Consider the following 23,780-nt stretch of genomic DNA (forward strand, 5'->3'; position numbering starts at 1 on the left):
GGTTTCGAAACCTCAGGATCGTTTTACAAATATTACATTGTGAATGCTGCCTTCGGACGATACCATCAGACCTGAAACCTCATTTTGGGCGTTTCGGGTAAAGCGGTAAAGCGTGCGTCGGCCGTTCCCGAACGCATCGTTTTGAACGGGATTCAGCACGACTTTCGGATTGTTTTTGAACGAGACGCAAAGTGTTCCGTCAGACGTGAAAAAACGGTAGGTGGTTTGCAGTTCTTCGGAAAAATACTCGCCCTCGAATGCCGCGACATTGCCATTGGCCACGACGTCGGACGTCATTTTGGAGAAGTAGAACGGGTTTCCAGAAAACGAGATGATCATTGGCACACCTTCAGATCCCGAGAAATCATATTTAACGCCTGGATTGTTCTTCCGATAATAAACGCCGTCCTTGTCCCTCAGCAACGCAATTCCTTTTTTTGCACCCAATCCACGCGATTTCAACGTATCCCGCTCCGAAAAAATCTCGATTTGCATGTCGCTGTCGATTTCGAGATAACGTCCGGTTATGGATGCGGCATGATCCTCGTCTATGTCTGGTTTTTGGCGAATCGCTTCGTTTCCGGGCGCTTCGTCGAGCAAGATGTCAAGCATCGAATTGGCCAACACGGCGGGATCTTGATCGTCTTTGTTGCACAAGATCGCGATCCCGAGTTTTTCCCCGGGAACCGTCACGAGATAAGATTTCCATCCCCATCCCGATCCGCTGTGGCCGACCGTCGCATGGCCCTTAAAAGTGTCGACGAGGACGCCGCGGGCATATTTCGAGTTGTTTCGCGTCGTTGTCAGGAACGATCGCAGCGGTTCGAACTTTGTTGCGGTTCCGTTCAGGACTTGCATCCACTTGACGAGATCTTCCCCGGATGTCCAAAGATTTCCGGCTCCGTAGCTTTCCTGCTTGCTTTCGGGAACCTGCAAAAATCCGTCCCCTGAACGGTAATAACCCTGTGCGCGACTGGGAAGTTGCTGTTGGTTCGAAACCTGGAACGCGGTCGATTTCATGCCCAAAGGATCGAACAAATGCCGCTTGGCGAACACATTCAGGTTTTCACCGCTGACCCGTTCTATGATAAGCGTGAGCAGATTGTAGTTCGTGTTGCTGTACGACGTTTTCTTGCGAAGGGCATCGGCCGTCGGTTTTTGTCTCGCGGCAAGTTCGAGGACAGTTTGGTTGTTGTAATATTCCGAATCGTAATCGAATCCCTGCAGATCCATGAGCGCGTGGTAATTGCGGATGCCGCTGCTGTGGTCGAGCAGGTTGTCGATCGTTATCGGGGAAACGCTCACAGGCATTTCGGGAAGATATTTCCTGATGTCGTCACCGGTAGAAAGCCTGTTCTGAGAAACCAGAATCCAGATGCAGGACGCCGTGAATTGCTTGGCTATCGAGCAGGCGTTGAACACGGTTTTCGAATCGATGTCGTTTTTTCGGGTCATGTCCGCCAAGCCGAAACCCTTTGCATACACGGTTCTGGAATCGCGCAATATCGAAACGCTCATTCCGGGCGAACCGGACGTTTCAAACTCCGCCAGCAATTTTGAGATGCGAACGGATTTGTCGGCTTGGCTAAAAATGGAGTGGACGATCAGCAACAGGAGCAGTGGCCACCGTTTCATTTACGGGACGATTTGTACTTCTGATAGAAAAATGTCGGAAGCAGCCCGAAGTTGAGCATCAGGAATCCGGAAGCGACGATCATGCCGCGACCAGGCCAGATCAGGAATTCAAACATAGCGCCCATTCCGAAAAGGAAACAGGTCAAAAAAGCAAGCACGTAAAATGAAGATTTCATGATTATTTTGGATTTATCGGTTGCGAAGAATGATTTTCTGTGCCCTGGAGCGATACCTTTCGTAAAACGCGAACGGGATGGTCGCCAGCAGCAGCAGCCCGATCGCGCATGCGGTGAACACGTTGGCGAGCGGCCATTGAAAAATTTTGGACAACAATCCCCAGCAGAGCAGCATGAGGTTGAACGAAGAAAGCATGTAAAGGATTTTCTTGCGTTTGAGGACGCCCGCCATCAGCAGCTTTTCATTTTTGTCGTGTTGTAACAGCTGTAGGGCGCCGTATCCGCCGAGGTTGCGGATGGCTTGCGCATATGCCGCGTCAAAATCAGGATCGTCGGCATTTTCGATATAACTGCAAATGTGGTCGACGAGATCGTCTCTCAGATTTTCATCTTTTATTCCGTGAAACGTCAGATTTGCCGAAATATAGTCGAGTTGTTCGTCCGAAATCGTCATGGCGTCATGGTTTGAGTGTTAAATATCAGTGACAACGTATCGATGAAATCATTGATTTCGGAACTGACCAGGGCCGCGTGGCTATTGCCTCGTTCGGTCATCGTGTAATACTTTCGGGCGCGTTTGCCGATGAAGACTTTTTCGGTTTCGAGGATGCCGTCGGATTCAAGCCGATGCAGGATCGGGTACAAGGCGCCTTCCGAAATATCGATTTTGCCTTTTGTGAGTTCTTTTACGCGTTGGGCGATCTCATAACCGTACATCCGTTTCGAATCGTGTAGCAGTTTGAGAATGATGGGTTGGAGCGTTCCTTTCGTGAGTTCTTTACTATACATTCGACAAATATACATTTTATTCAAATGTAATTTATAAAAATGTTTTTTTTTCTTGAATTTCGGAGTTTTGGCATTTCCGGATGCATTGCGTAACTTGTAGAATCGCCCTAATTGCGACAACGACCCGTCCCGATATGATCGAAGAAAAATCAAAATTATATTGTCTCGAAGCCGTAACCGATGCCGGCAAAGATCGGCTCAAGCTCTTGCCATTGCTCGAACACCTCGCCATGGAACACGACATCCCGAATGTCTACCAATCTTGCGACGACATTGCCACGTTCGAGCAAAGCCTCAACGATTTGCTTTATGAAGACAAGGATTTCAAGACTTACGAAGTGATTTACCTCGTCGTCGAAGGGGCCGAAAATCATATCCAGATACGCGGATATACCTATTCGTTAGAGGAAATCGCCGAACTTTTTGAAGGCAAACTCAGCAAAAAGATCGTTCATTTCCGCAACTCCAAGACGCTCGACATAGATATTGAAACGGCCCAGTATTTTTTGGACGTGACGGGAGCCAAGGCGCTTTCGGGTTACACTGAGGAAAGCAATTTCGACAGCTCGTTCCTCGACTCTAAACTTTTCGGATACTATTATAACGATACCGACGATGTTGCCGAACTCGTCAAGATGTTGCTCGAAAACTACAACGCGGCTTGCCAGGCGCTCGGTTTCCGGTTGTTTTACTGAGCAATCGACTTACTTCGATAGCCGCTTCTGAACCCGGACGGGGACGTGCCCGTTTTCGCCAAAAACAATCGGCTGAAATAGGCCGGGTCTTCATAACCCAAATCGTAGGCGATCTCTTTTGCGGTCAGCGCGGTATGGATCAGCAACCGCTTGGCCTCAAGCACGATCCTGTTCTTGATGATCTCGTTGGGTTGGGGCAGGTTGAGCCGCTTGCATTTGTGGGTAATCGTTTTTGGCGCCATGCAGAGCAGGTCTGCATAATCGGCCACGGAGTGTTTATTGCGGTAATTGGCGTCGACGAGCAGCGTGAACTTCCTGTAAAACTCAAGGTCGCCATTCTGGTCGGCCAGGATGTTGTCAAGGTGCTCGCTCTTCCACATGCGCGTGGCCTTGATCAGGACTTGTTTGAGATACGTCCGGATCATTTCCTCGAGGGACACATCGTTAAGTTGGAATTCGTCTTGCATCTGGCCAAAGAGATAGCTCACGAAAGCGTTGTCCTTTTCGCCGACGCGAACCAGCGGCATATTTTGTATGTTGTTGAACAGGAGGCCGTCGCACGCCACCTCGGCATCGTGAATTTCAATGCAGTAAAAATCGCGGTTGTAAAAAATTAAATGGCCGGCTTGTTCCCCAACCTTGTCGATCTTGAGAAACTGGTTGGGAGCGACGAACAACAGCGAAGGTTGCAGCGTTTCGTGCCTCCCGAAATCAACGGTGATCTCGTAACCTTTCGGAAGGTAAAATATCTTGATGTAGGATTGGTAGGCCGCCTCGTTGATCGCCGTCGCACTGTCGAGGTTTACTTCGATGAGGCCTAAGGTTTTGAGGCTGCTTTCAAATAGGTTGGAATCGATCATGGTGAAATGCGTGTCAAAATATACAATACGTGCTATGCAAAAAAGCTTGCGCCATCACAACAGATAGCGCAAGCAACAGTTTTTACTTTTTCGCGAATTTTTCGAGCTCGGAGTTGAACTTTTCCAATTCTTCGACGAACAAGGCATGGCCGCTGTTTTCGAATTTGACGATATAGGAATCTTTGATGCCTTTGTGCAACTCTTCGGCAAAGAAAAATCCGAGCAATTTGTCTTTCGTGCCATGGAAAATCGCAACCGGAATCTTGATTTTTTTGAGTTCCGGACGCAAATCAAGTTGGGCCAACGCCTTGATCGATTCCGTCGTGGCATATGGAGAGGCTTGCATGTTGATGCCGTAGATCCAGTCTGACAAGCCTTTCGACAGGCTGGTTTCGGTTCCGGAGAAGTCAAAACTGCCGATCACCTGAGGTCGGTTGGCCATCGTTGCGTTGGCAAAAGCCTCGGCCTCCTGTTGCGTCAATCCATACGGAAATCCGGGACGTTGCACCCAAGACGGTCCTGCAGCGGCAAAAAGTGCGAGTTTGCTGATGTGGGCGGCGTTGTATTTTGCAGTGTAATGGAGAACGACTGCTCCGCCCATTGAGAATCCGCCGAGGACCGCGTTTTCGATTTTCAGTTTCTCAAGAACTACTTTTATGTCGTCGGAAAAGACGTCGAAATCGTATTTGCCGTAAGGTTTGTCTGATTTTCCAAAACCTCTCAATGAAATCCCGATCACACGGAAACCTTTTCTCGAAAAGTATTGGTATTGATATTCGTACATTTCGTTGCTGAGCGGCCATCCGTGGATCAGCACGAGCGGCTGGCCATCTCCAAGATCAGTGACGTGGAGTTTCACGTTTTTTTCTACTTCTATAAATTCTTCCCTACCTGCCGAAGCTGGTATTCTTTTCCCTTGAGAAAAAGCCGGGTTAACGGACAACAATAAGAAAAGCCCGATTGCCATAGTTGCGAAACGCGCTCTTGCGAATTTAAAAATTGACAGGGTTCCTGTTGAAGGAGTGTCGATGTTCACTGATGTCGTGTTGGTGTTGGTAATTTTTGCTGACTGATTCATCTTTCTTTGTTTTATATGTTATTGTAATAATTCTACATTGCAAAGTTGGGGCGAATCAGGCTGTTACAAAATGGACGATTGGACGCGCTTCTTGTACTTTTTTCCCGACAGTCAAAAAAAACGTCATGTTTCGGATAAAACAAAAAAATCCGGTGTCAAAACACCGGATCACAAATAAGGTAACAGGAAGTCGACCTGCGAAAATATAGCTTCGCGATTTCCAACGCCATTTTACAAAACAAAACGGCTTTTTCAGGAAATGGCCGACCGCGCATCATATCGCGATAGCGCAAGACGACAAGTGCGCGTTTTGCTCTCAAGGCTTTCATTTGCCTGCGTGTGAGTTCGCGATCTCCCTTGTCGATAACGTGCATCATACTTTCATGATTTCAGCTTCCTTGACAACGAGGTGGTCGTCAATTTTCTTAATGAACGCATTCGTTAGATTCTGGACCTCGTCTTCGGCGCTTTTGCAAACATCTTCGGACGTGCCTTCTTTTTCGAGTTTCTTGATCTCTTTGTTGGCTTCCTGGCGGGCATTCCGAATCCCGATTTTGGCGTCTTCCGCTTCGGATTTGGCCTGTTTTACCAAATCGCGGCGGCGTTCTTCGGTCAACGGCGGGACCGAAATGATCACGGTATCGCCATTGTTCATCGGGTTGAACCCGATGTTGGCCACCATAATCGCCTTTTCGATAGGATGCAGCATATTCTTTTCCCAAGGCGTGACCGTAATGGTACGGGCGTCCGGAACGTTTATATTGGCTACTTGCGACAGTGGCGTGGCCGATCCGTAATAATCGACAAAAACGCCTCCGAGCATCGCCGGGGAAGCTTTGCCTGCGCGTATGTTCAAAAATTCTTTCTCGAGGTGGGCGATGGTTCCCGCCATTGATTCCTCGGTACTCTCTAATATAAAATCGATTTCTTCAGTCATTTTTTAAGGCTTTAGGCTTTGTGCTGTAAGCTATATGCTATGTCTTTTTTAGTCGCGATATTATCCCTGGACGACGGTTCCGATATTGTCGCCCTGGCAAATCTTAAGCAGGTTCCCTTTCTTGTTCATGTCGAAAACCACGATCGGCAGGTTATTTTCCTGGCTCAACGTAAACGCCGTGGAATCCATGACGTTGAGATTTTTCGAGATGACTTCAGAAAATGTAAGGCTGTCGTATTTCGTCGCATCCGGGTCTTTTTCAGGATCGGCTGTGTAGATGCCGTCGACGCGCGTTCCTTTAAGGATAACGTCCGCATGGATTTCCACTCCTCTGAGGACGGCGGCCGTATCCGTCGTAAAATACGGATTCCCAGTTCCGGCACCAAAGATCACGATACGGTTCTTCTCCAGATGACGCACCGCGCGGCGTTTAATATAAGGTTCGGCGATCGCTTCGATTTTCAACGCAGTTTGAAGGCGGGTAAGCATGCCTTTGTCTTCAAGGGCGCCTTGCAACGCCATCCCGTTGATCACCGTTGCGAGCATTCCCATATAATCGCCCTGGACGCGGTCCATTCCGTTGCTTGCACCAGCCACTCCGCGGAAAATATTGCCTCCGCCAATCACGATCGCGATCTCCACGCCTTGTTCGTGGATGAGCTTGATATCTTCGGCATATTCGGCCAGTCGAGCCGGGTCGATTCCGTATTGACGGTCGCCCATCAAGGCTTCGCCGCTGAGCTTCAGGAGGATTCTTTTGTACTTCATAATTTTGTTGAGTTGTGCAAATATAAAGATATTCCGACGTATGAAAACTGCGCTTTCAAAAGAACCTGCCCAAACTTTTCCGGTCAAAGTGAAAAGTCTGGATTTTTTGTCGTACAGGTTCTTCTTTTTGAGTTGCTTAGCGGCACTAGGGAATGAGAAAAGGGAAATTATACGGCGCAACCGACGAGTTTTTTAAGCGGTCGGGAAAGCTTGGGCAGGTTGTCAATGTTAACGCGCTCAAAAAGGGCGTTATCGCGACTTGTTTTCGTCGTAATTTTGTGGTGCCGGTAATCCGGAGTCCTAAAATGACATCGTATGAAAATGGCCGTCGCAGTTGGTTTGTCCAAAAGTCACACCTATCTAAAATATCGCAACATCACCACGAAATTGTTGTCCGAGGGCAAGGTTTCGGGGAATACCCAATCGGAAGCTTTGCTCGATTATACCAGGCTAAACGAATCGCGCATGAATCGCCTAGACAAAAAACTCGTGGTTCCGGAAGCGTTGATCAAGCGTCTGTTGGCGATAAAAAACCGATACATATGGCTTGTAATTTCGGAAGGCTGGTGCGGTGACGCCGCTCAATTGATCCCGGTCTTCAACAAACTCGCCACGCTTTCGCCCAATATCGAGCTTAAACTGGCTTTCCGGGACGAGAACGAACCGCTGATGCAGGCGTTCCTGACAAACGGAGCGCGCTCCATTCCCAAGTTGATCGTGCTCGAAGCCGATACGAACGAAGTCCGCGCGATTTGGGGCCCGCGCCCAAAGGCGGCTTCCGATTTCATCGCGTCCTATAAAAGCCAGTACGGTTCCATTGACGAGACGGCGCGAACCGAGCTCCATCTTTGGTATACGAACGACAAAGGAATTTCTACCCAAATCGAGCTGCTCGATCTCATGGAGGAAGTCGAGATGGCGCTCTACGCTAAAAGATAACGAGTCCCAACCCGAAACTTATCGATTTGATCTGGCCTGTATGGTCAAGCGAGAAACCGTATTGGGAAAATTCGGCAAAATACGATACGCCGTCGAGCCCTTCAAATCCGATGCTTGTCTTCCAGTAATACCCGTTTTTGTCGCCATGTCCCAATCCTAAAACCCAACCGGCTCCGGGTTGGATCACGAGCCTCTTGTAATCGTTGATCCTGGGTGCGATGCGTATGTTGTTGTAAATTGGGATTGCGATAAGTTTTTCGGAAAGACGCCATTCCGTCCCGGTGTGTATTCCCGAGGCGAACCAACGGTTCAAATGGATGCCTAGCCCGAATTTCGTGTTGATTCCGTCGGGCAGGAATTTAAGATTGTCCACATCGGCCTGTTTGTCGAAATGGTGGCGCAAGGGTAGGGCTACACCGAACGACACATATGTGATGCGTTTCTCGGGTTGTGGTTGGAATTCCGGGATAAATTGCGCTTTCGCGGAAAATCCGATAAAAATGAAAACGAGGAAAAGGTTATTGACGAGTGAGCGCATTTTGGAATTCTTCTGGTGTCTTAGCTAAAGTTACACCATAATCCCCAATTTTGGTGCGTCTCAAAGCAGTCAAATGCGCGCCCGAGCCCAATGCTTTTCCGAAGTCGTAGGCGATCGAACGGATGTATGTTCCCTTGCTGCACGAAATCCGGAAGTCTACCTCGGGCAAGGCGATGCGCGTCAGTTCAAACTCGTAGACAGTGGTTTTACGCGAGGCGATTTCAACCTCTTCTCCTGCGCGTGCGTGCTCGTAAAGCCGTTTTCCGTCTTTTTTGATAGCCGAAAAAATAGGCGGCTTTTGATCGATTTCGCCCGTAAATTGTCCAGATGCGATTGCCAAAAGTTGGGCTTCCGTAATGTGGTCTGTCGGGAAATGCGCGTCGATTTCGGTCTCGAGATCGTAGGAAGGCGTCGTCGCACCGATGTGGAACGTGCCTGTATATTCCTTTTTTTGGCCCTGGATGTCGGAAATGCTCTTGGTGAATTTCCCCGTGCAAATGATCAAAAGGCCAGTCGCCAACGGATCCAAAGTCCCGGCATGTCCGACCTTGATCTTTTTGAGTCCAAGCTCGGATTTAAGCAGCCACTTGATTTTGTTGACGGCCTGGAACGAGCTCCACGTAAGCGGTTTGTCGATGAGCAACACTTGCCCTTCGAGGAAGTCTTCGGCGGTCGGCATCAGTTGTAATTGAAGTAAATCAGCAAAATGATTCCCGCGACGATGCGATAATAGCCCCACGGCTTAAAACCGTATTTTTTGATCACGCCTATGAAAAACTTGATCGCGAGGATGGCCACGACAAAAGCGATGAGGTTGCCGACGAGGAATAATTTGAGGTTTTCCGGCCGCTCGAAAAGCAACTCATAACCTTTGAGGCCGGTGGTGTGGTAGGTTTTGACGAAAACCGAATATACCGTTACGGCAAGCATCGTCGGTACGGCCAGGAAGAACGAAAATTCGGCTGCGGTTTCCCGATTGAGTTTTTGCTGCATGCCGCCAATGATCGACGCGGCGGAACGACTTGTTCCCGGCATCATCGCCAAACATTGCCAAAACCCAATGGTGACGGCTTTTTTTATCGTGATTTCTTCTTCGGATGTAATCGTCGGATTTTTGAAATATTCGTCTATGAACAGCAAAACGATCCCGCCAACGATGAGCATGCAGGCGATGGGAATAGGCTTGCCGAGGATGGCGTCGATATAGTCGTCCAAAAGCAAGCCGAGTCCTAATGCAGGAATGACGGCGCATGCAAGTTTTATGTAGAAACTGAACTTCCGGAAATCGAAAAATTTTCTCCAATACAACGCGACCACGGCCAAAATCGCCCCGAATTGAATCGCAACCTGGAACAGCTTCGTAAAATCGTCGTCCTGTATTCCGTAAAACGAGCTCGTAAAAATCATGTGGGCCGTCGAGGAAACCGGCAAGTATTCGGTAAGTCCTTCGACGATGGCAATGATGATGGCCTGTAGGTAATTCATTAATTAGCGAGTGTGATAATTAGCGAATTAGCGAATTGGAGAGTGTAACAATTAGTTAGTCAGAACTTTGCAAAACAAAAATTTTTGTCGCAGCAAAGTGCATTCGCTAATTGACCACATTCGCTAATTCGCTAATTCTTTTTAGGGTTTTTAAGAATGGCGAAAATCGTCACGCCGAATCCTATCAACACGACAGTCGGAGCCAGACGGATGCGCCTGAAGTCGAAAACCGATTCGTTGAATACTTTGGGATCGTCGCTTCCGCCTCCAGACATCAGGATGAATCCGAGAGCGATGACCGCAATCCCGATCAAAAGAATTTTATAGTTGACTTTTTCAAACAGAAAGTCTTTGTTGTCTTGATTGTTTTCCATTTCAGTGTTTTTTTAGAAAGACCGAACAATGACGGCAACGTCACACTTCGGACAAATAAAAAGGTAATCGTTTCGAACTCCCGGACATTCGCTGTGCGGATAGATCGATCAATACAGATCGTCGGTACGCAAATTCAAAAAGCGTTGCGTGGCGATGAACGTGCTGATCCAGGTAATGATGACGCCGGCGACCAGGACTCCGACCAAAACGGCTCCCGTCATCAATTCGTCCCGCAACACGCCAAGTGCCGGATAGTTCGTATCGAGATAATACAAAAGCCCGATCAGCGCAATGACGGCCAAAACCGCTCCGATAATTCCCAATCGTATGCTTTTCCAGATAAACGGTCGGCGAATGAATGATTTCGTCGCGCCCACCATTTGCATCGTCTTGATGATAAACCGGTTCGAGTGGATCGATAGCCGCATCGATGAATTGATAAGCAAAACGGCGATCAACGCCATGATTCCGGAAATGATCAGGACCCACATACTGACTTTTTCGACGTTGTCATTTACCATCGTGACGAGTTGTTTGTCGTAATAGGCGTCGGCAAGCATCGGATTTTCGCGCAGGTGGCTCTGGATTTTCATGATGCTGTCATTCTCCACGTAATTCGCGCGCAAATGGATGTCGTAGGAATTCAACAGCGGATTCATGCCAAGGAATTCCATGAAGTTCTCGCCAATGTCTTTCTGCAAAGCTTGTCCGGCCTGTTCTTTCGAGACGAAATTGTAATCCTTGACCCAAGGGGCATTGCGCAATTCTTCACGGAAAGCCGTGTGCGTCGAGTCCTGGGCTTCGTCCTTGAAGTAAACCGTCAAAGGCACGGTCTCCTTGAAATCGTTCGTGAGGTTTTTGGAGTTGATTACGAAAAGCCCGAGTACGCCGAGCAGGAACAACATCAAAAAAATGCTCAGGACAACAGAAAAATAAGACGAAATCAACCTGCGTTTCTGGAACCGGTCAAACTTGGAGATCATAGGCGCTTATAATGAGGCGTAAAAATAAAAAAGAAAATCGGGTTACGCCGCAAAAGCTTGATAAACTAACGCACAAAGTTTTAAGATTCGGGTGCAAAACGTAACTTTGTGCGGCTTTGCGTATCGCGCGGTTTTGTTCAGGCCAAGGTGTTTTTGACATCTGTGGAAATTTGCTGAATCTGCGCCATTCGCAACCGGATAAAAATTCACGTTATTTCGGACATGGAATAACGAACAACGAATAACCAATAATGAAGTACATACCAAACGAAATCGAAGCCCGCTGGCAAAAATATTGGGCCGAAAACAACACGTTCGCTGCCTCCAACCATTCTGAAAAGCCCAAGTATTTCGTACTTGACATGTTTCCGTATCCGTCGGGAGCAGGGCTTCACGTCGGGCATCCGCTGGGTTATATCGCAAGTGATATTTATGCGCGCTACAAACGCCACCAGGGTTTCAATGTTTTGCATCCGCAAGGCTATGACAGCTTCGGTTTGCCTGCCGAGCAGTACGCGATCCAAACCGGTCAGCATCCGGAAAAGACTACGCGCGAAAACATCGCCCGTTACCGCGAACAGCTCGACAAAATCGGGTTTTCGTTCGATTGGGAGCGCGAAGTCCGCACATCGAATCCCGACTACTACAAATGGACGCAATGGATTTTCATCCAGCTTTTCGAATCGTGGTACAATTATGATTCCGATAAGGCCGAATCGATAAAAGTGCTGATCGACAAGTTCGAGAGAAACGGCAACGCCAACGTCAATGCGGCTTGCGATGACAATATTGAAGATTTCGACGCTGATTTCTGGAACAATTTATCCGAAAAAGCCAAGCAAAGAATCCTTCTTAAGTACCGCCTGACATACCTTGCTGAAACTGAAGTCAATTGGTGTCCCGGTCTGGGAACCGTTTTGGCCAACGACGAAATCGTCAACGGTGTTTCGGAGCGAGGCGGATTTCCCGTCGTCCGCAAGAAAATGACGCAATGGAGCATGAGGATCTCTGCTTACGCCGAACGTTTGCTGCAAGGCCTGAACGAAATCGAATGGACGCAATCGCTCAAAGATGCCCAAACGAACTGGATTGGGAAATCGGTGGGCGCTTCCGTAAAATTCCAGGTTACGGGCTACGAAGAGGAAATGACCGCAGATGAGGACGATCCGATAATCGAAGTCTTCACGACGCGTCCCGACACGATTTTCGGCGTCACGTTTCTCACGCTTGCGCCCGAACACGAATTGGTTTCACAAATTGTCACCGACGAACAAAAAGCCGCGGTCGACGCTTACATCGAAGCCACTTCCAAGCGTTCCGAACGCGATCGTATGGCAGATGTCAAGACGATTTCCGGCGTGTTTACGGGCGCTTATGCGACGCATCCGTTCAGCGCACTGCCTATTCCGATCTGGATTGGCGACTACGTCCTGGCCGGATACGGAACCGGAGCCGTCATGGCCGTTCCCGCGGGCGATCAGCGCGACTACGATTTTGCCAAACACTTCAACATTCCGATAGAGAACATTTTTGAAGGTGTCGACATCTCAACCGAAGCCTATTCAAGCAAAGACAATATCAAGCTCAAAAATTCGGATTTTTTGAACGGTCTGGATTACAAATCGGCTACGAAAAAAGTGGTGGAGGAACTCGAGCAGATAAAAACCGGAAATGGCAAGACAAACTACCGTTTGCGCGACGCCGTTTTCTCCCGCCAACGTTATTGGGGCGAGCCGTTCCCGGTGTATTACAAAGAAGATCTGCCTCAGATGATCGAGCTTGAGCACCTGCCGATCGCGCTTCCCGAAGTCGAGAAATATCTTCCTACCGAAGATGGCGCGCCGCCACTGGGAAATTCGAAAGAATGGGCTTGGGATACGATAAACAACAAAGTCGTTTCGAACGATCTGATCGACGAGAAGACGATTTTTCCGCTTGAGCTAAACACGATGCCGGGCTGGGCGGGAAGTTCGTGGTATTGGTTGCGTTATATGGACGCCCACAATGACAAGCGTTTCGTATCGGAAGAGGCAGAGCAATACTGGCAGAACGTCGACCTCTACATCGGCGGAAGCGAACACGCGACGGGCCACTTGCTCTATTCGCGTTTCTGGAACAAATTTTTGTACGACCGCGGTTTTGTTTCCAAAGACGAACCGTTCAAAAAATTGATCAACCAGGGGATGATTTTGGGGACGAGTGCGTTTGTGTATCGACTTGACGGTACCAACACATTTATTTCAAAGAATAAAATCGAAGGTAAAAAAGTTCAGCCGATCCATGCCGATGTTTATTTGGTAAACGCTTCAGACGAACTCGACATAGAAAGTTTCAAAAATTGGAGACCTGATTTTGCTTCCGCGGAATTTATTTCGGATGAAAACGGCAAATTCTACGTCGGACGCGAAGTCGAAAAAATGTCAAAATCCAAGTACAACGTCGTCAACCCGGACGATATCTGCAACGAATACGGAGCCGACACCTTGCGACTTTACGAAATGTTCCTCGGCCCGCTTGAACAAGCCAAACCGTGGAACACGGCTGGAATCACGGGCGTCTTCGGATTCTTGAAAAAACTCTGGAAGCTCTATTTTGACGATAGCGGATTGATCGTAACATCGAATCCGGCGAGCAAAGATGCGCTTAAGACGCTCCACAAAACCATCAAGAAAGTACAGGACGACATCGAAGGATTCTCGTTCAATACGTCGGTTTCCCAATTCATGATCGCGGTAAACGAATTGACGGCGATGGATTGCCACGAACGCGTCATTCTTGAGCCACTTGCGATCCTGATTTCGCCTTACGCGCCTCACATTGCCGAAGAATTGTGGCACAGGCTCGGACACGAAGGCAGTATTTCAGCGGTGCACTTCCCGGTTTTCAATCCGGAGCATTTGGTGGAAAGCAGTAAGGAATATCCGGTTTCGTTCAACGGAAAAACGAAATTCTTCATTGAGTTGCCGCTCGACCTGAACCCGAAACAAATCGAGGAGATCATTCTCAAGGATGAACGCGCACTTGCACAACTCGGCGGAAGCGCTCCCAAAAAAGTGATTGTCGTTCCGGGAAAAATCATCAACATCGTGTTGTAAATGAGGAAATACCGCGCGTCTCTCGATACATCGGCAAAAATCATCACGATTTCGATTGTGGTGCTGTTTGCCGTTATCGTCGCCGGAATTTGGGCCGATTATAAAACGGGAGATGCGCTCGGGCCCTATCTCTATCCGACGTGTTTCCTGCCCGCGATCCTCGTCGCGGCTTACTCGTTCGCCCCTTCGGGTTATTCGCTGGGCGACAAAGGAATCGCAATCCATCGGGTTTGGGAAAATGGTTTGATTCCATACGATGTTATCGAGAGCGTTTCCAGGATTGATAAGGTTGCCAGCAAAGGCTTGATCCGGACGATGGGCAACGGCGGATTGTTCGGATATTACGGTTATTTCAGCAATCGCGAATGGGGAGCGATGACGTGGTACCTGACACGCAGGCGCAATCTGTTGGTTATTAAGACGAACACGTCCAGATTTTTGTTATCGCCTGATGATTTGGAAGATTTTGAAGCGGCGTTGCAGTTAAGGTTGAATAGGAATGAGTTGTCGGTTTAACAATTTTTACGGATAAACTGTATTGGGGAGGTTTTTTGAAGGCGTAATTTTGCGTTGGGAGGGAGCGACAGCGCATCATCGACGTTTCCAGATTTAACAAAACTCCAACATGACAATTTGGCAAATGGTTTGAAATTTGTTCACAGCGCGTCAAACTAAATACACCAATAATTATGAGCTACTGGATCCTGATCATTATCATTATGGCCGCGAGTTGGGGCGTCGGACAGATGTTGAAAAGCAAATTCGAAAAATACTCCAAGATACAACTCCGGAATGGGTTGACTGGCGCAGAAATCGCCACTAAAATGTTGCACGATCACGGTATTTTCGACGTAAAAGTCATCTCCACACCGGGCCGTCTTACCGACCACTACAACCCAACCGACAAAACCGTAAACCTTTCCGAGGCAGTCTATAATCAACGCAACGCCGCCGCCGCCGCAGTCGCTGCTCACGAAGTCGGGCACGCCGTGCAGCACGCCACGGCTTATAGCTGGCTGCAATTCCGTTCTACGATGGTTCCTATAGTGAATGTCACGAGCAGCCTCGTCCAATGGATCTTGCTTGCGGGAATTTTGCTCATCAATACATTCCCTGCCTTATTGCTCATCGGGATCGTAATTTTCGCGTTGACGACGATCTTCTCTTTCGTGACGCTTCCGGTTGAGTACGATGCCAGCCATAGAGCTTTGGCCTGGCTTGAGAACAAGAACATGGTGACGCGCGAAGAGCACGCCGGCGCGAAAGATGCACTCAAATGGGCCGCCAGGACGTATGTTGTTGCCGCAATCGCATCGCTTGCCACACTGCTTTATTACATCTCAATCTACAATAACCGGCGATAACAAATACGGGGAAACGGTGTAGCATCATTTTAAATTTCCGATTTCACCTTCTGCAAAAAAAATCCGTCTCCGTGGCGGATTTTTTTATTTGGTTTAGCCAAATCCGCCGTTCGTATACTTTCAGAATAAATTGACGAAGCGACGGTTAATTTTGAAATCAAAACCGAAACCTATGAAAACACGATTTCTGATACTGTTATTGAGCGTCCTATTTTTGGGTGCGTGCAGCGACGACGACGCAAAACCGGCCGTCAACCAATTGACGCTCGCCGGAGAATCCCATCAGTTGAACCTTGCCCAATACGACTCGTTCGATGCCTCGCTGACTAATTTTACGTTGATGTATTATCCGGGAGGATCGCATGCGCTGAACTTCGTATTTGGGTCGATCGACGAGATTCCGAACGGAAAGTACACCTATAAGGCTATCGATGCTCCGGATTTTGATTCGGATACCAATTTCGCCGGAGGCAATCTTTACATCGAACCACAAAATGACCCGATTCAGATAACCGGAGGAACGGTGCGTTTTTCAAAAGTCGGGGAGGATTATAAAATCGTGTTCGACGTCGAAACATCGGCGGGACGCGTGAAAGGGAATTTTCAAGGACCGATAATCCAAATCTGAACGTCACGCCATCGTGAATTAGTAATTCCAACATCCGAACATGAAAAAGACAATCTTGCTGATTATCTGCATATTTGCGCTACTATCATGCGGTGACGACGACAAAGCGCCCGTGGTAAGCGAAGTCCGGCTCGAAAATCAAACGTACGCGCTCGATCAGGCACATTATGACAGCTTCGAATCGGCTTACGTTTATTTTGAAATTACGAATTCGCAAAGCCTGCACATGGTCCGCCTTGTTTTTAAGCAAATCGACGCCATGCCCAACGGCACTTATACGCTGCTGTCGCCTGACGATCCTGATTACGATCCCGCACTACATTTTGCGGGAGGTGCCGTATATCCCGCTTTAGACAAAGCCCCGATCCCGTTTGTAAGCGGGACGGTCAGGTTTTCGCGCTCGGGAAGCCGGCACACGATCGTATTCGATATCGAAACCACTCAGGGAAGTCTTGAAGGTACTTATGCCGGGCCTATCGTTCCGTGATTTTGGCAGCTATTCCCGCTGTCCGCTGTAGCCCTCAGTGGCCTATCGTGTTTTGCACACGTTTTTCCGGCTTCTAACGTCGCCGTCAAACTGTGGCAAATCCTAGATAGCCCAATTTCGGGGCTGCCGCTTCCATCGGGGCTTGACAACACACTGAGGTTTTGAAAAATTCGACCGTCGATTGAAAAGTTGTCGAAAGTAGGAATTCCTAAAGTCATCGCTTCATCGGTTGCGGCTTATGTTGTCTCATCCAAGTCCTGATGTGCTCGATTTCCTTTTTGTTGCCCGCATCCGAAAGCGTGTCGAATTTTTCAAAATCAATAAAATGGCGATTGGTGATATCATACAGCAAATCGGCGATAAGCCAGTTGAATTTGTGCAAAACCCTATTGTCCGAAAAATCCCGCCAAAACGAATAGCTCGGGATATAATCCTGGTTGGCTAAATGCGGAAGCAAGATTTCTGCTTCGTCCAGGCTTAGCTTCATATTCCGTATTTCGACGAACGGATTGATCACGTCATACTTTTTCACGTTTTGATAAGGATCTTGTTCGATTCGCGGAATTGAACTGAAAGCGATCGACTTTTGTACATCTTCGTAGAAAATTCCGCCTGGTTGTGAGGTTTGCATACAATTAAGTAAGTGAAGCCGATCAATTAAAAACGCGATTTGCTTTTTACGGGAGAGCGTCCTCTGTATTTTTTGCCAGCCCGAACTGTCGGGAATTGTAAGTTTCTTGAAATCTTGCGTGCGCCTTCGAAGCTGTTTGGCCAGGTTAACGGCGACTTCACGATACTGGAAATTTTCGTATTCGGGTGCGTCGACGTATGTTGCGAATTCAATCGCGGTTTTATAGTCGCGGTCGATCGAATATGCAGACAACATCTCGTTGAAATACAGGTTGGCAAACGCTTCGCCGGTTGTTTTTACATCGAACGGACTTCCGTATGCAATCACTTTCCTACAAAGATCGTCACGCCCGATCTCGCGTAGCCACGACGCTTTTAGGGAACTTTTTACTGTTTCGCAACCTCGGTATGGGCAATGAACCATCGATGGTGAGCGCTTATTCTGCACATCGCGTTCGGCTATCTGTTCCGGGTTCATGTTTTGGATGTCAATTATATAAAGCTTGGTAACTTCCGTTTTTACGCCATTGAAAGTCAATAACGATATTCGGTCTGCGTTTTCAAAAAGAATCCAGCCGGCTACTTTTTGGACAGGCTCTTTCATCTCAATGGTCACGGGTTTCCCGAATTGTGGGACATCGAATCGATTCAACTTCGAAAACAGTGCGATGGTTTCGTCAAAAGACAACCCGTCATTGTTCAAAATGGGTTGCGAGAAAGCCGTCAATGCGAACAGGCTTATCAAAAGCGCGGCGGTTTTTTTCATCGAATTTGACTTACAACTTACGGTTGCAGTTGCTGTGGAATCTTTTATAACTGAATCTGCCTTTCAATCTGCTGATCGAGCGAGATAAACGTTTCCGTTCTTGAAACGCCCGTGATCGGCTGAATTTTTTTGTTGAGCAACTGCATCAGGTGTTCGTTGTCGCGGCAGATCATCTTGATCAGGATCGACCAGTTTCCTGTGGTATAATGGCATTCGAGAACTTCGGGGATTTTTTTGAGTTCGCGCACCGCCTCGGAATTACTCGAAGCTTTTTCAAGATAAATCCCCACGAAGGCCATCGTCGAATAACCCAAAACCTTGGTGTTCACAACGAATTTCGAACCGGATATCACGCCGGCCTGCTCCAGTTTGCGCAACCGCTGATGGATCGCTGCTCCGGAAATTCCGATCTTGTTGGCAATCTGCAAAATGGGTTTGCGCGCATCTTCCATCAAATCGCGCAGGATTTCCTTATCGATGCCGTCGATTTCGAGTTGTAGGGAATTGATCTTCATGGCTTCCGGTTTGAAAGCGAAGATACGGTTTTGGCTTTTAAAATGGAACAGGAACGCGCTTAAAGCCGATCTTGGTATTTTGCGAGAATGTCGATGATTTCGTAAAATGCCTTTTGCCCTTCCTTATTCGTAAAGTTGGTATTGACGATCACATAGCGCCCGATTTTCGTCTTTGGGTCTATGAACATCAAGCTCGAAACGCCAGGGTCGCCTCCCGTGTGCCCAATCAATCCGGTAGGGCCGAATCCGATGAAAATGCCCACATTGTACGATTCACTGTACGGATTTTTCTGGTTGCGGTTTTTAAATTTCGCGTCGTCCAACTGCGGTCGGAAATATTCGGCATAGCTCGCTTTGGACAACAATTTTCCTTTGCCTTGATAACCGTTGATGAGTTCGCTTATGAATTTCGACATATCGTCGGCGGACGTCACGAAGTTGCCGTCGGGATACGTCGTCAGTTCATAAAAAGGCAACGGTGTGGCAGGATTTGCGTAAAGCCTCGAATACGATTTGGAATCTACCATCGAGAAGCCCCAGCCGGAGGCGTTCATCCTGAGTGGTTTCATGATGTGTTTTTCGGTAAACGTCCCAAACGGAACGCCGACGGCCTGAGCTACCACATAGGCGGCCAATGCCGTTCCCGTATTCGAATAGTCGTAGGTTTCGCCCGGTTTGCCCACGTAAACATCGTCTGCGTAATATTTTCCGTCAGGTGTGAGCACAGCCTTTAGGTAATTTTCCAATGTCATGGCCTGCGATCGCGGAATGAACTTTTGATCTTCGTGCGAAAGCGGCAAACCATCGAGATTTTGGTCAGGTTTGAGAAAATAGTTGTGGTTGAGGTAGGCGTCCGTGTCTACGATAGAAGACGTATGGGTAGCCAACTGCCGCAGCGTGATAGGAACGTTCGGGAAACTCGGGTTCGAGACCTTGAACGGAAGGTACAAATTGATGTCGTCGTCGAGCTTGAGCTTGCCCATTTCCTGAGCCTTCATGATCGCAATTCCTACGACCGTTTTGGAAACCGACGCGATATTCTGTATGGTTTTGGAAGTGTAGGGTTTGCCCGATGCGACGTCCGAAGAGCCGAATCCCTTTGTGTAAAGCGTTCCGTCCGCATTTGCGATGGCCACCGAAAAACCGTTGAAAAATCCTTTTTCCTGGAGCGCGCTGAGTTCAGCATCGAGCGCTTTGCCGGCGTCCCGATCAGGTTGTTGGGCGAAACAAGTCGCGCAAACCAAGAAGACGAAAAGTCTCGCGTATCGCATCATATCAGTTTGTCCGGGTTGTAACCGATGTACGGCATTTCGGTTTCCTTGAAAATCACACCGTATTGTTCGAGTTCGGCGAGTATAGGATCATACACTTCCTTGGTGATAGGAAGCTGGACGCCCGGAGTCGTGATTTTTCCGTTAAGGATAGCCAACGTCGCCATCGCCACCGGCAATCCGACGGTTTTCGCCATCGCGGTGTACGTCTGGTCGTCCCCGATACAAACCATTTTCGAGTCGATCTGGTGTTCTTCTCCATCGAGTTCATACCCAAATTTGTGGTACATCACGATCATGTCCTTATCGTCCGGGTTCAAAGTCCATTTCTCGCTGAGGATTTTTTCGAGGATTTGAGCCGGAGTCGCCTCTTTAAGCCCGACGATTTTCTTCGGATTGAAAATGTCGAGTTCGAGCAATTTGTCCCAAATGATATCGTCCTGTTCGATTCCCAATTGCAAACGAAGCTTGATTTCAACGGAATCCGTAGGATGATAGGGCAAAAACAGGTTCAGGAATTCGCGGTAGGAAATCGTTTCCGAATTGTCGATCACATAACTGTCGTCGGTCAAGCCCAATTGCACGAAAACATTCCACGCACGCGAATAACCGACGCGGCGAATCGTTCCCCTGTATAAGGTCAGGACGTCATCCAACCCGTAAACGCTGCGGTATTTGAGCGAATCGCGGTTGGCGTAGCCTTCGAATTTCCCGTAACCTTCCACTTCGAAAAATTCGGTGCGACGGAACAATTTATGGTACGGAATGTACTTGTACTTGCCTTCCTGGATGAACTTTGCCGCTCCGCCCTGACCGGCCAGGACGACGTTTCTAGGCGCCCACGTAAACTTGTAGTTCCATAAATTGTCGTCAGATTCCGGGGCGACGAGACCGCCGCAAAACGACTCGAACAGCAACATTTTCCCGCCTTTTTCGCGAATTTCATCGATGACTTTCATCGCGCTCATATGGTCGATTCCGGGATCGAGCCCGATTTCGTTCATAAAAACAAGGCCGTTCGCTTTCGCGCTTTCATCCAAACTTGCCATCGCATCGCTTATGTAAGAAGCCGTGACCATGTGTTTTTTGAGTGCGATACAATCTTTGGCCACCTCGATGTGCATGTGGGCCGGCAGCATCGAAATCACGATATCCGACTTTTCGATTTCAGACATCCGCTGGGTTTTGTCCTTGATATCGAGGGCGATCGCAGTAGCGTTTTTATGGCCGTTCGCCTTGCGTTGTGCGAGCTCTATCGATAGGTCGCCAATGGTAAGGTGAAGGTTTTCGACATCGGATTTTTCAAGCAGGTATCGAATCAGGGACGAAGCCGAACGCCCGGCTCCAATTATAAGGATGTTTCTCATTTTTGAAATTCTGTTGCGCCAAAGGTAAACGCGACGACTTTAATATCAAAATCCAGATCGATTGCGTTAACTTTGTGGGATTCGTGCTGGTTAGGCCGACTTCACAAATAGAAATCTTTACAAATGGATAGGAAACTGCTCGTAGCCGGTTCTTTCTTCGGAATGACAGCGATTGTTTTAGGTGCTTTCGGGGCTCACGCATTGAAAGAAGTCTTGACGCCCGACCAATTACAGACGTTTGAAACCGGAGTCAAATACCAAATGTACCACGCGCTGTTGTTGTTGATGGTCGGAGTGTTTTCCGGCGTTTCGGCAAAAGCGAAAAAGGCCGTTTTTTGGCTTGTGACGGTAGGCGTGATCCTGTTTTCGGGCTCCATTTATTTGCTTGCGACGAACGCGGTTGAAAACTTTAACAAAATTATCGGACCCGTAACACCTCTTGGCGGAACGTTGTTAATCATCGGCTGGTTTGTACTTCTTATCGATTTTTTTCGTCAAAAATCTTAAAATTACGAAATCGTTATAGTTGATATGAATTAATTTCTATTTTTGTCTCGCAAAACAACTAGTACGAACCATTTTTATGGAGAATTACGCTCAAATTACGAAATCGATTTCGCTTTCCAGATACGGAATCGAGAATGCGGAAGAAATCATCTACAATCCAAGCTACGAGCAACTGTTTGAAGATGAGCTGAATCCGGCCCTGCAAGGGTTCGAGAAAGGGCAGATGTCCGAACTCGGGGCCGTCAATGTCATGACCGGGGAGTTCACGGGGCGTTCCCCAAAAGACAAATATATTGTCAAGGACGAGACCACTAAAGACACGATTTGGTGGACTTCTGAAAAAGCCGCAAACGACAATAAGCCGATTTCTCAGGGAACTTGGAATGCGCTTAAGGAAACGACCGTTAAGCAGCTTTCCGGCAAGAAATTATACGTTGTGGACGCTTTTTGCGGAGCCAACGCCGACACCCGTCTCAAAGTGCGTTTTATCATGGAAGTGGCCTGGCAGGCACATTTCGTCAAAAATATGTTCATCCGCCCGACTGAAGAAGAACTCGATAATTTCGGCGAGCCGGATTTCGTGGTAATGAACGCGTCTAAAACGCATTTCGAGGATTACAAGGCGCACGGCCTGAATTCCGAGGTCTATATCGCCTTTAACCTTACCGAGAAAATGCAGCTTATCGGCGGCACCTGGTACGGAGGCGAAATGAAAAAAGGGATGTTCGCGATGATGAACTATTACCTGCCGCTTCAGGGAATGGCGAGCATGCATTGTTCGGCTAACAAAGGGAAAGATGGAGATGTTGCCGTGTTTTTCGGATTGTCCGGAACCGGGAAAACGACGCTTTCCACAGATCCAAAACGCGAACTTATCGGCGACGACGAGCACGGATGGGACGATCACGGCGTCTTTAATTTCGAAGGCGGATGTTATGCAAAGACCATCAACCTGAACAAGGAAGCCGAACCGGACATTTTCAATGCGATCCGACGCGATGCGCTTCTGGAAAACGTAACAGTCGACGCCGACGGAACAATTGATTTCAACGACGGTTCGGTAACACAGAATACGCGCGTTTCCTATCCGATCAATCATATCGACAATATAGTGAAGCCGGTTTCTAAAGCCGGTCACGCATCAAAAGTGATTTTCCTTACGGCCGACGCTTTCGGAGTCATGCCTCCGGTGGCAAAATTGACGCCTGAGCAGACACAATATTATTTCCTTTCTGGATTTACAGCAAAGCTTGCCGGAACGGAGCGCGGAGTAAACGAGCCCCAACCAACGTTCTCGGCCTGTTTCGGCAAAGCTTTCCTAACGCTTCACCCGTCAAAGTACGGAGCGGAACTCGTGAAGAAAATGGAGCAGCACAATGCAACGGCCTATATGGTCAACACGGGTTGGAACGGTTCGGGAAAACGCATTTCGATTAAAGATACGCGTGCCATTATCGACAGGATTCTTGACGGATCCATCGAGAGTGCCGAAATGCACCAGCTTCCTGTGTTTAATCTGAGCGTTCCCAACGTGCTTGAAGGTGTCGATACCGAGATCCTCGATCCAAGGAATACATATGCAAATGCGTCCGAATGGACGGAGAAAGCGAATAACCTCGGAAAACTCTTTGTAGAGAATTTCCAACAATATACAGATACGTCTGAAGCCGCAAACCTGGTGAAAGCCGGGCCGCAATTGTCTTAGTTTTTTTGATTTTTAGAGGTTACGAAAGAGCGCTGTCACACGTTGACGGCGCTTTTTTATTTTGGGCTAGGTCCTCGCTTTGCTCGGGCTCAGGTGACGCCAAGCCACGAAGCGGCGAAGGCGCAAAGGATGGTTTGTCACGCATAAAAAAAGCCGTCTTTCGACAGCTTTTATGTTATTGGAAAAA

The 23,780-nt window shown here is 48.2% G+C and carries 27 protein-coding genes; 9 read left to right on the plus strand and 18 right to left on the minus strand.

Annotated elements, in window-relative coordinates; all coding sequences use genetic code 11:
- Window positions 1-12 precede the first annotated feature (12 nt).
- Genes HC229_RS05435 through HC229_RS05450 form a run of 4 tightly spaced genes read right to left on the minus strand, consistent with a single transcriptional unit; the run spans window position 13 to window position 2,600 of the window.
- Window positions 13-1,635 carry a serine hydrolase domain-containing protein gene (locus HC229_RS05435; protein ID WP_191019442.1) on the minus strand — a complete coding sequence of 541 codons (1,623 nt, stop codon included), beginning with the start codon at window positions 1,633-1,635 and terminating at the stop codon, window positions 13-15.
- A complete protein-coding gene (locus HC229_RS05440; protein WP_191019547.1) occupies window positions 1,632-1,811 on the minus strand; it encodes a hypothetical protein in 180 nt (59 codons plus the stop codon). Before HC229_RS05440 ends, HC229_RS05435 begins: the two co-directional genes overlap by 4 nt.
- A gap of 13 nt (window positions 1,812-1,824) precedes the next feature.
- Entirely contained in the window at window positions 1,825-2,265 is a 441-nt protein-coding gene (locus HC229_RS05445; protein WP_191019443.1) for a hypothetical protein, read from the minus strand.
- Window positions 2,262-2,600, minus strand: coding sequence for a PadR family transcriptional regulator (locus HC229_RS05450; RefSeq protein ID WP_191019444.1), 339 nt, complete (start codon window positions 2,598-2,600; stop codon window positions 2,262-2,264). Before HC229_RS05450 ends, HC229_RS05445 begins: the two co-directional genes overlap by 4 nt.
- A gap of 134 nt (window positions 2,601-2,734) precedes the next feature.
- On the opposite strand from HC229_RS05450, the gene HC229_RS05455 reads away from it, so the two are divergent.
- A complete protein-coding gene (locus tag HC229_RS05455; protein ID WP_191019445.1) occupies window positions 2,735-3,295 on the plus strand; it encodes a DUF6642 family protein in 561 nt (186 codons plus the stop codon).
- On the opposite strand, the gene HC229_RS05460 is transcribed toward HC229_RS05455, so the two are convergent.
- The 5 genes from HC229_RS05460 to pyrH form a co-directional block, all read right to left on the minus strand.
- Window positions 3,289-4,155: a helix-turn-helix domain-containing protein gene (locus HC229_RS05460; RefSeq protein WP_191019446.1), complete on the minus strand. Its 867-nt coding sequence runs from the start codon at window positions 4,153-4,155 to the stop codon at window positions 3,289-3,291. The two genes, HC229_RS05455 and HC229_RS05460, sit on opposite strands and share 7 nt — an antisense overlap.
- Before the next feature lie 82 nt (window positions 4,156-4,237).
- Complete coding sequence (locus HC229_RS05465) at window positions 4,238-5,233, minus strand: alpha/beta fold hydrolase (protein WP_223845531.1); 996 nt, start codon at window positions 5,231-5,233, stop codon at window positions 4,238-4,240.
- 155 nt (window positions 5,234-5,388) lie between these two features.
- Window positions 5,389-5,610, minus strand: a complete 222-nt coding sequence (locus HC229_RS05470) for a hypothetical protein (protein WP_191019447.1) — start codon at window positions 5,608-5,610, stop codon at window positions 5,389-5,391.
- Window positions 5,607-6,170: a ribosome recycling factor gene (gene frr / locus HC229_RS05475; protein ID WP_191019448.1), complete on the minus strand. Its 564-nt coding sequence runs from the start codon at window positions 6,168-6,170 to the stop codon at window positions 5,607-5,609. The genes HC229_RS05470 and frr overlap by 4 nt, the downstream gene beginning before the upstream one ends.
- A gap of 60 nt (window positions 6,171-6,230) precedes the next feature.
- Window positions 6,231-6,938, minus strand: a complete 708-nt coding sequence (pyrH, locus tag HC229_RS05480) for a UMP kinase (RefSeq protein ID WP_191019449.1) — start codon at window positions 6,936-6,938, stop codon at window positions 6,231-6,233.
- Window positions 6,939-7,253: 315 nt separating this feature from the next.
- On the opposite strand from pyrH, the gene HC229_RS05485 reads away from it, so the two are divergent.
- Window positions 7,254-7,877 carry a thioredoxin family protein gene (locus tag HC229_RS05485; RefSeq protein ID WP_191019450.1) on the plus strand — a complete coding sequence of 208 codons (624 nt, stop codon included), beginning with the start codon at window positions 7,254-7,256 and terminating at the stop codon, window positions 7,875-7,877.
- Here the strand turns inward: HC229_RS05485 and HC229_RS05490 are convergent.
- From HC229_RS05490 to HC229_RS05510, 5 genes are all read right to left on the minus strand, one after another.
- Window positions 7,867-8,415: a hypothetical protein gene (locus HC229_RS05490; protein WP_191019451.1), complete on the minus strand. Its 549-nt coding sequence runs from the start codon at window positions 8,413-8,415 to the stop codon at window positions 7,867-7,869. The two genes, HC229_RS05485 and HC229_RS05490, sit on opposite strands and share 11 nt — an antisense overlap.
- The gene (gene truB / locus HC229_RS05495) at window positions 8,396-9,094 is read right to left on the minus strand and encodes a tRNA pseudouridine(55) synthase TruB (protein ID WP_191019452.1); all 699 of its coding nucleotides are present in this window, start codon (window positions 9,092-9,094) and stop codon (window positions 8,396-8,398) included. The genes HC229_RS05490 and truB overlap by 20 nt, the downstream gene beginning before the upstream one ends.
- The gene (locus HC229_RS05500; protein ID WP_191019453.1) at window positions 9,094-9,900 is read right to left on the minus strand and encodes an undecaprenyl-diphosphate phosphatase; all 807 of its coding nucleotides are present in this window, start codon (window positions 9,898-9,900) and stop codon (window positions 9,094-9,096) included. Before HC229_RS05500 ends, truB begins: the two co-directional genes overlap by 1 nt.
- A 131-nt stretch (window positions 9,901-10,031) precedes the next feature.
- Window positions 10,032-10,274: a DUF3098 domain-containing protein gene (locus HC229_RS05505; protein WP_191019454.1), complete on the minus strand. Its 243-nt coding sequence runs from the start codon at window positions 10,272-10,274 to the stop codon at window positions 10,032-10,034.
- Between the two features lie 108 nt (window positions 10,275-10,382).
- A complete protein-coding gene (locus HC229_RS05510) occupies window positions 10,383-11,258 on the minus strand; it encodes a cell division protein FtsX (protein WP_191019455.1) in 876 nt (291 codons plus the stop codon).
- Between the two features lie 251 nt (window positions 11,259-11,509).
- On the opposite strand from HC229_RS05510, the gene leuS reads away from it, so the two are divergent.
- The 5 genes from leuS (at window position 11,510) to HC229_RS05535 (ending at window position 16,832) form a co-directional block, all read left to right on the plus strand.
- Window positions 11,510-14,353, plus strand: coding sequence for a leucine--tRNA ligase (gene leuS, locus HC229_RS05515; RefSeq protein WP_191019456.1), 2,844 nt, complete (start codon window positions 11,510-11,512; stop codon window positions 14,351-14,353).
- Window positions 14,354-14,869: a PH domain-containing protein gene (locus HC229_RS05520; RefSeq protein ID WP_191019457.1), complete on the plus strand. Its 516-nt coding sequence runs from the start codon at window positions 14,354-14,356 to the stop codon at window positions 14,867-14,869.
- A gap of 173 nt (window positions 14,870-15,042) precedes the next feature.
- On the plus strand, window positions 15,043-15,717 hold the full coding sequence (locus HC229_RS05525; RefSeq protein ID WP_191019458.1) for a zinc metallopeptidase: 675 nt from the start codon (window positions 15,043-15,045) through the stop codon (window positions 15,715-15,717).
- A gap of 172 nt (window positions 15,718-15,889) precedes the next feature.
- Window positions 15,890-16,345 (plus strand): hypothetical protein, encoded by a 456-nt coding sequence (locus HC229_RS05530; protein ID WP_191019459.1) that lies wholly within the window; start codon window positions 15,890-15,892, stop codon window positions 16,343-16,345.
- Between the two features lie 40 nt (window positions 16,346-16,385).
- The gene (locus HC229_RS05535; RefSeq protein ID WP_191019460.1) at window positions 16,386-16,832 is read left to right on the plus strand and encodes a hypothetical protein; all 447 of its coding nucleotides are present in this window, start codon (window positions 16,386-16,388) and stop codon (window positions 16,830-16,832) included.
- Between the two features lie 214 nt (window positions 16,833-17,046).
- On the opposite strand, the gene HC229_RS05540 is transcribed toward HC229_RS05535, so the two are convergent.
- Genes HC229_RS05540 through HC229_RS05555 form a run of 4 tightly spaced genes read right to left on the minus strand, consistent with a single transcriptional unit; the run spans window position 17,047 to window position 21,381 of the window.
- Window positions 17,047-18,228 carry a hypothetical protein gene (locus HC229_RS05540; RefSeq protein WP_191019461.1) on the minus strand — a complete coding sequence of 394 codons (1,182 nt, stop codon included), beginning with the start codon at window positions 18,226-18,228 and terminating at the stop codon, window positions 17,047-17,049.
- Window positions 18,229-18,272: 44 nt separating this feature from the next.
- Window positions 18,273-18,743: an Lrp/AsnC family transcriptional regulator gene (locus tag HC229_RS05545; protein WP_191019462.1), complete on the minus strand. Its 471-nt coding sequence runs from the start codon at window positions 18,741-18,743 to the stop codon at window positions 18,273-18,275.
- Window positions 18,744-18,802: 59 nt separating this feature from the next.
- Window positions 18,803-20,017 (minus strand): serine hydrolase domain-containing protein, encoded by a 1,215-nt coding sequence (locus tag HC229_RS05550; protein WP_191019463.1) that lies wholly within the window; start codon window positions 20,015-20,017, stop codon window positions 18,803-18,805.
- Window positions 20,014-21,381, minus strand: coding sequence for a saccharopine dehydrogenase family protein (locus HC229_RS05555; protein ID WP_191019464.1), 1,368 nt, complete (start codon window positions 21,379-21,381; stop codon window positions 20,014-20,016). The genes HC229_RS05550 and HC229_RS05555 overlap by 4 nt, the downstream gene beginning before the upstream one ends.
- A gap of 123 nt (window positions 21,382-21,504) precedes the next feature.
- On the opposite strand from HC229_RS05555, the gene HC229_RS05560 reads away from it, so the two are divergent.
- Together HC229_RS05560 and pckA are read left to right on the plus strand one after the other, a co-directional pair.
- Window positions 21,505-21,888, plus strand: coding sequence for a DUF423 domain-containing protein (locus HC229_RS05560; protein ID WP_191019465.1), 384 nt, complete (start codon window positions 21,505-21,507; stop codon window positions 21,886-21,888).
- Window positions 21,889-21,964: 76 nt separating this feature from the next.
- Window positions 21,965-23,593 carry a phosphoenolpyruvate carboxykinase (ATP) gene (pckA, locus tag HC229_RS05565; protein WP_191019466.1) on the plus strand — a complete coding sequence of 543 codons (1,629 nt, stop codon included), beginning with the start codon at window positions 21,965-21,967 and terminating at the stop codon, window positions 23,591-23,593.
- Window positions 23,594-23,780 lie beyond the last annotated feature (187 nt).

It is taken from the genome of Flavobacterium selenitireducens, assembly GCF_014748335.1.
Taxonomy (GTDB): Bacteria; Bacteroidota; Bacteroidia; order Flavobacteriales; family Flavobacteriaceae; genus Flavobacterium; species Flavobacterium selenitireducens.

Excerpts from the sequence above, each read along its gene's own strand:
- HC229_RS05435 (WP_191019442.1), bottom strand. The coding sequence starts at position 1,635 with ATGAAACGGTGGCCACTGCTCCTGTTGCTGATCGTCCACTCCATTTTT.
- HC229_RS05440 (WP_191019547.1), bottom strand. The coding sequence starts at position 1,811 with ATGAAATCTTCATTTTACGTGCTTGCTTTTTTGACCTGTTTCCTTTTC.
- HC229_RS05445 (WP_191019443.1), bottom strand. The coding sequence starts at position 2,265 with ATGACGATTTCGGACGAACAACTCGACTATATTTCGGCAAATCTGACG.
- HC229_RS05450 (WP_191019444.1), bottom strand. The coding sequence starts at position 2,600 with ATGTATAGTAAAGAACTCACGAAAGGAACGCTCCAACCCATCATTCTC.
- HC229_RS05455 (WP_191019445.1), top strand. The coding sequence starts at position 2,735 with ATGATCGAAGAAAAATCAAAATTATATTGTCTCGAAGCCGTAACCGAT.
- HC229_RS05460 (WP_191019446.1), bottom strand. The coding sequence starts at position 4,155 with ATGATCGATTCCAACCTATTTGAAAGCAGCCTCAAAACCTTAGGCCTC.
- HC229_RS05465 (WP_223845531.1), bottom strand. The coding sequence starts at position 5,233 with ATGAATCAGTCAGCAAAAATTACCAACACCAACACGACATCAGTGAAC.
- HC229_RS05470 (WP_191019447.1), bottom strand. The coding sequence starts at position 5,610 with ATGATGCACGTTATCGACAAGGGAGATCGCGAACTCACACGCAGGCAA.
- frr (WP_191019448.1), bottom strand. The coding sequence starts at position 6,170 with ATGACTGAAGAAATCGATTTTATATTAGAGAGTACCGAGGAATCAATG.
- pyrH (WP_191019449.1), bottom strand. The coding sequence starts at position 6,938 with ATGAAGTACAAAAGAATCCTCCTGAAGCTCAGCGGCGAAGCCTTGATG.
- HC229_RS05485 (WP_191019450.1), top strand. The coding sequence starts at position 7,254 with ATGAAAATGGCCGTCGCAGTTGGTTTGTCCAAAAGTCACACCTATCTA.
- HC229_RS05490 (WP_191019451.1), bottom strand. The coding sequence starts at position 8,415 with ATGCGCTCACTCGTCAATAACCTTTTCCTCGTTTTCATTTTTATCGGA.
- truB (WP_191019452.1), bottom strand. The coding sequence starts at position 9,094 with ATGCCGACCGCCGAAGACTTCCTCGAAGGGCAAGTGTTGCTCATCGAC.
- HC229_RS05500 (WP_191019453.1), bottom strand. The coding sequence starts at position 9,900 with ATGAATTACCTACAGGCCATCATCATTGCCATCGTCGAAGGACTTACC.
- HC229_RS05505 (WP_191019454.1), bottom strand. The coding sequence starts at position 10,274 with ATGGAAAACAATCAAGACAACAAAGACTTTCTGTTTGAAAAAGTCAAC.
- HC229_RS05510 (WP_191019455.1), bottom strand. The coding sequence starts at position 11,258 with ATGATCTCCAAGTTTGACCGGTTCCAGAAACGCAGGTTGATTTCGTCT.
- leuS (WP_191019456.1), top strand. The coding sequence starts at position 11,510 with ATGAAGTACATACCAAACGAAATCGAAGCCCGCTGGCAAAAATATTGG.
- HC229_RS05520 (WP_191019457.1), top strand. The coding sequence starts at position 14,354 with ATGAGGAAATACCGCGCGTCTCTCGATACATCGGCAAAAATCATCACG.
- HC229_RS05525 (WP_191019458.1), top strand. The coding sequence starts at position 15,043 with ATGAGCTACTGGATCCTGATCATTATCATTATGGCCGCGAGTTGGGGC.
- HC229_RS05530 (WP_191019459.1), top strand. The coding sequence starts at position 15,890 with ATGAAAACACGATTTCTGATACTGTTATTGAGCGTCCTATTTTTGGGT.
- HC229_RS05535 (WP_191019460.1), top strand. The coding sequence starts at position 16,386 with ATGAAAAAGACAATCTTGCTGATTATCTGCATATTTGCGCTACTATCA.
- HC229_RS05540 (WP_191019461.1), bottom strand. The coding sequence starts at position 18,228 with ATGAAAAAAACCGCCGCGCTTTTGATAAGCCTGTTCGCATTGACGGCT.
- HC229_RS05545 (WP_191019462.1), bottom strand. The coding sequence starts at position 18,743 with ATGAAGATCAATTCCCTACAACTCGAAATCGACGGCATCGATAAGGAA.
- HC229_RS05550 (WP_191019463.1), bottom strand. The coding sequence starts at position 20,017 with ATGATGCGATACGCGAGACTTTTCGTCTTCTTGGTTTGCGCGACTTGT.
- HC229_RS05555 (WP_191019464.1), bottom strand. The coding sequence starts at position 21,381 with ATGAGAAACATCCTTATAATTGGAGCCGGGCGTTCGGCTTCGTCCCTG.
- HC229_RS05560 (WP_191019465.1), top strand. The coding sequence starts at position 21,505 with ATGGATAGGAAACTGCTCGTAGCCGGTTCTTTCTTCGGAATGACAGCG.
- pckA (WP_191019466.1), top strand. The coding sequence starts at position 21,965 with ATGGAGAATTACGCTCAAATTACGAAATCGATTTCGCTTTCCAGATAC.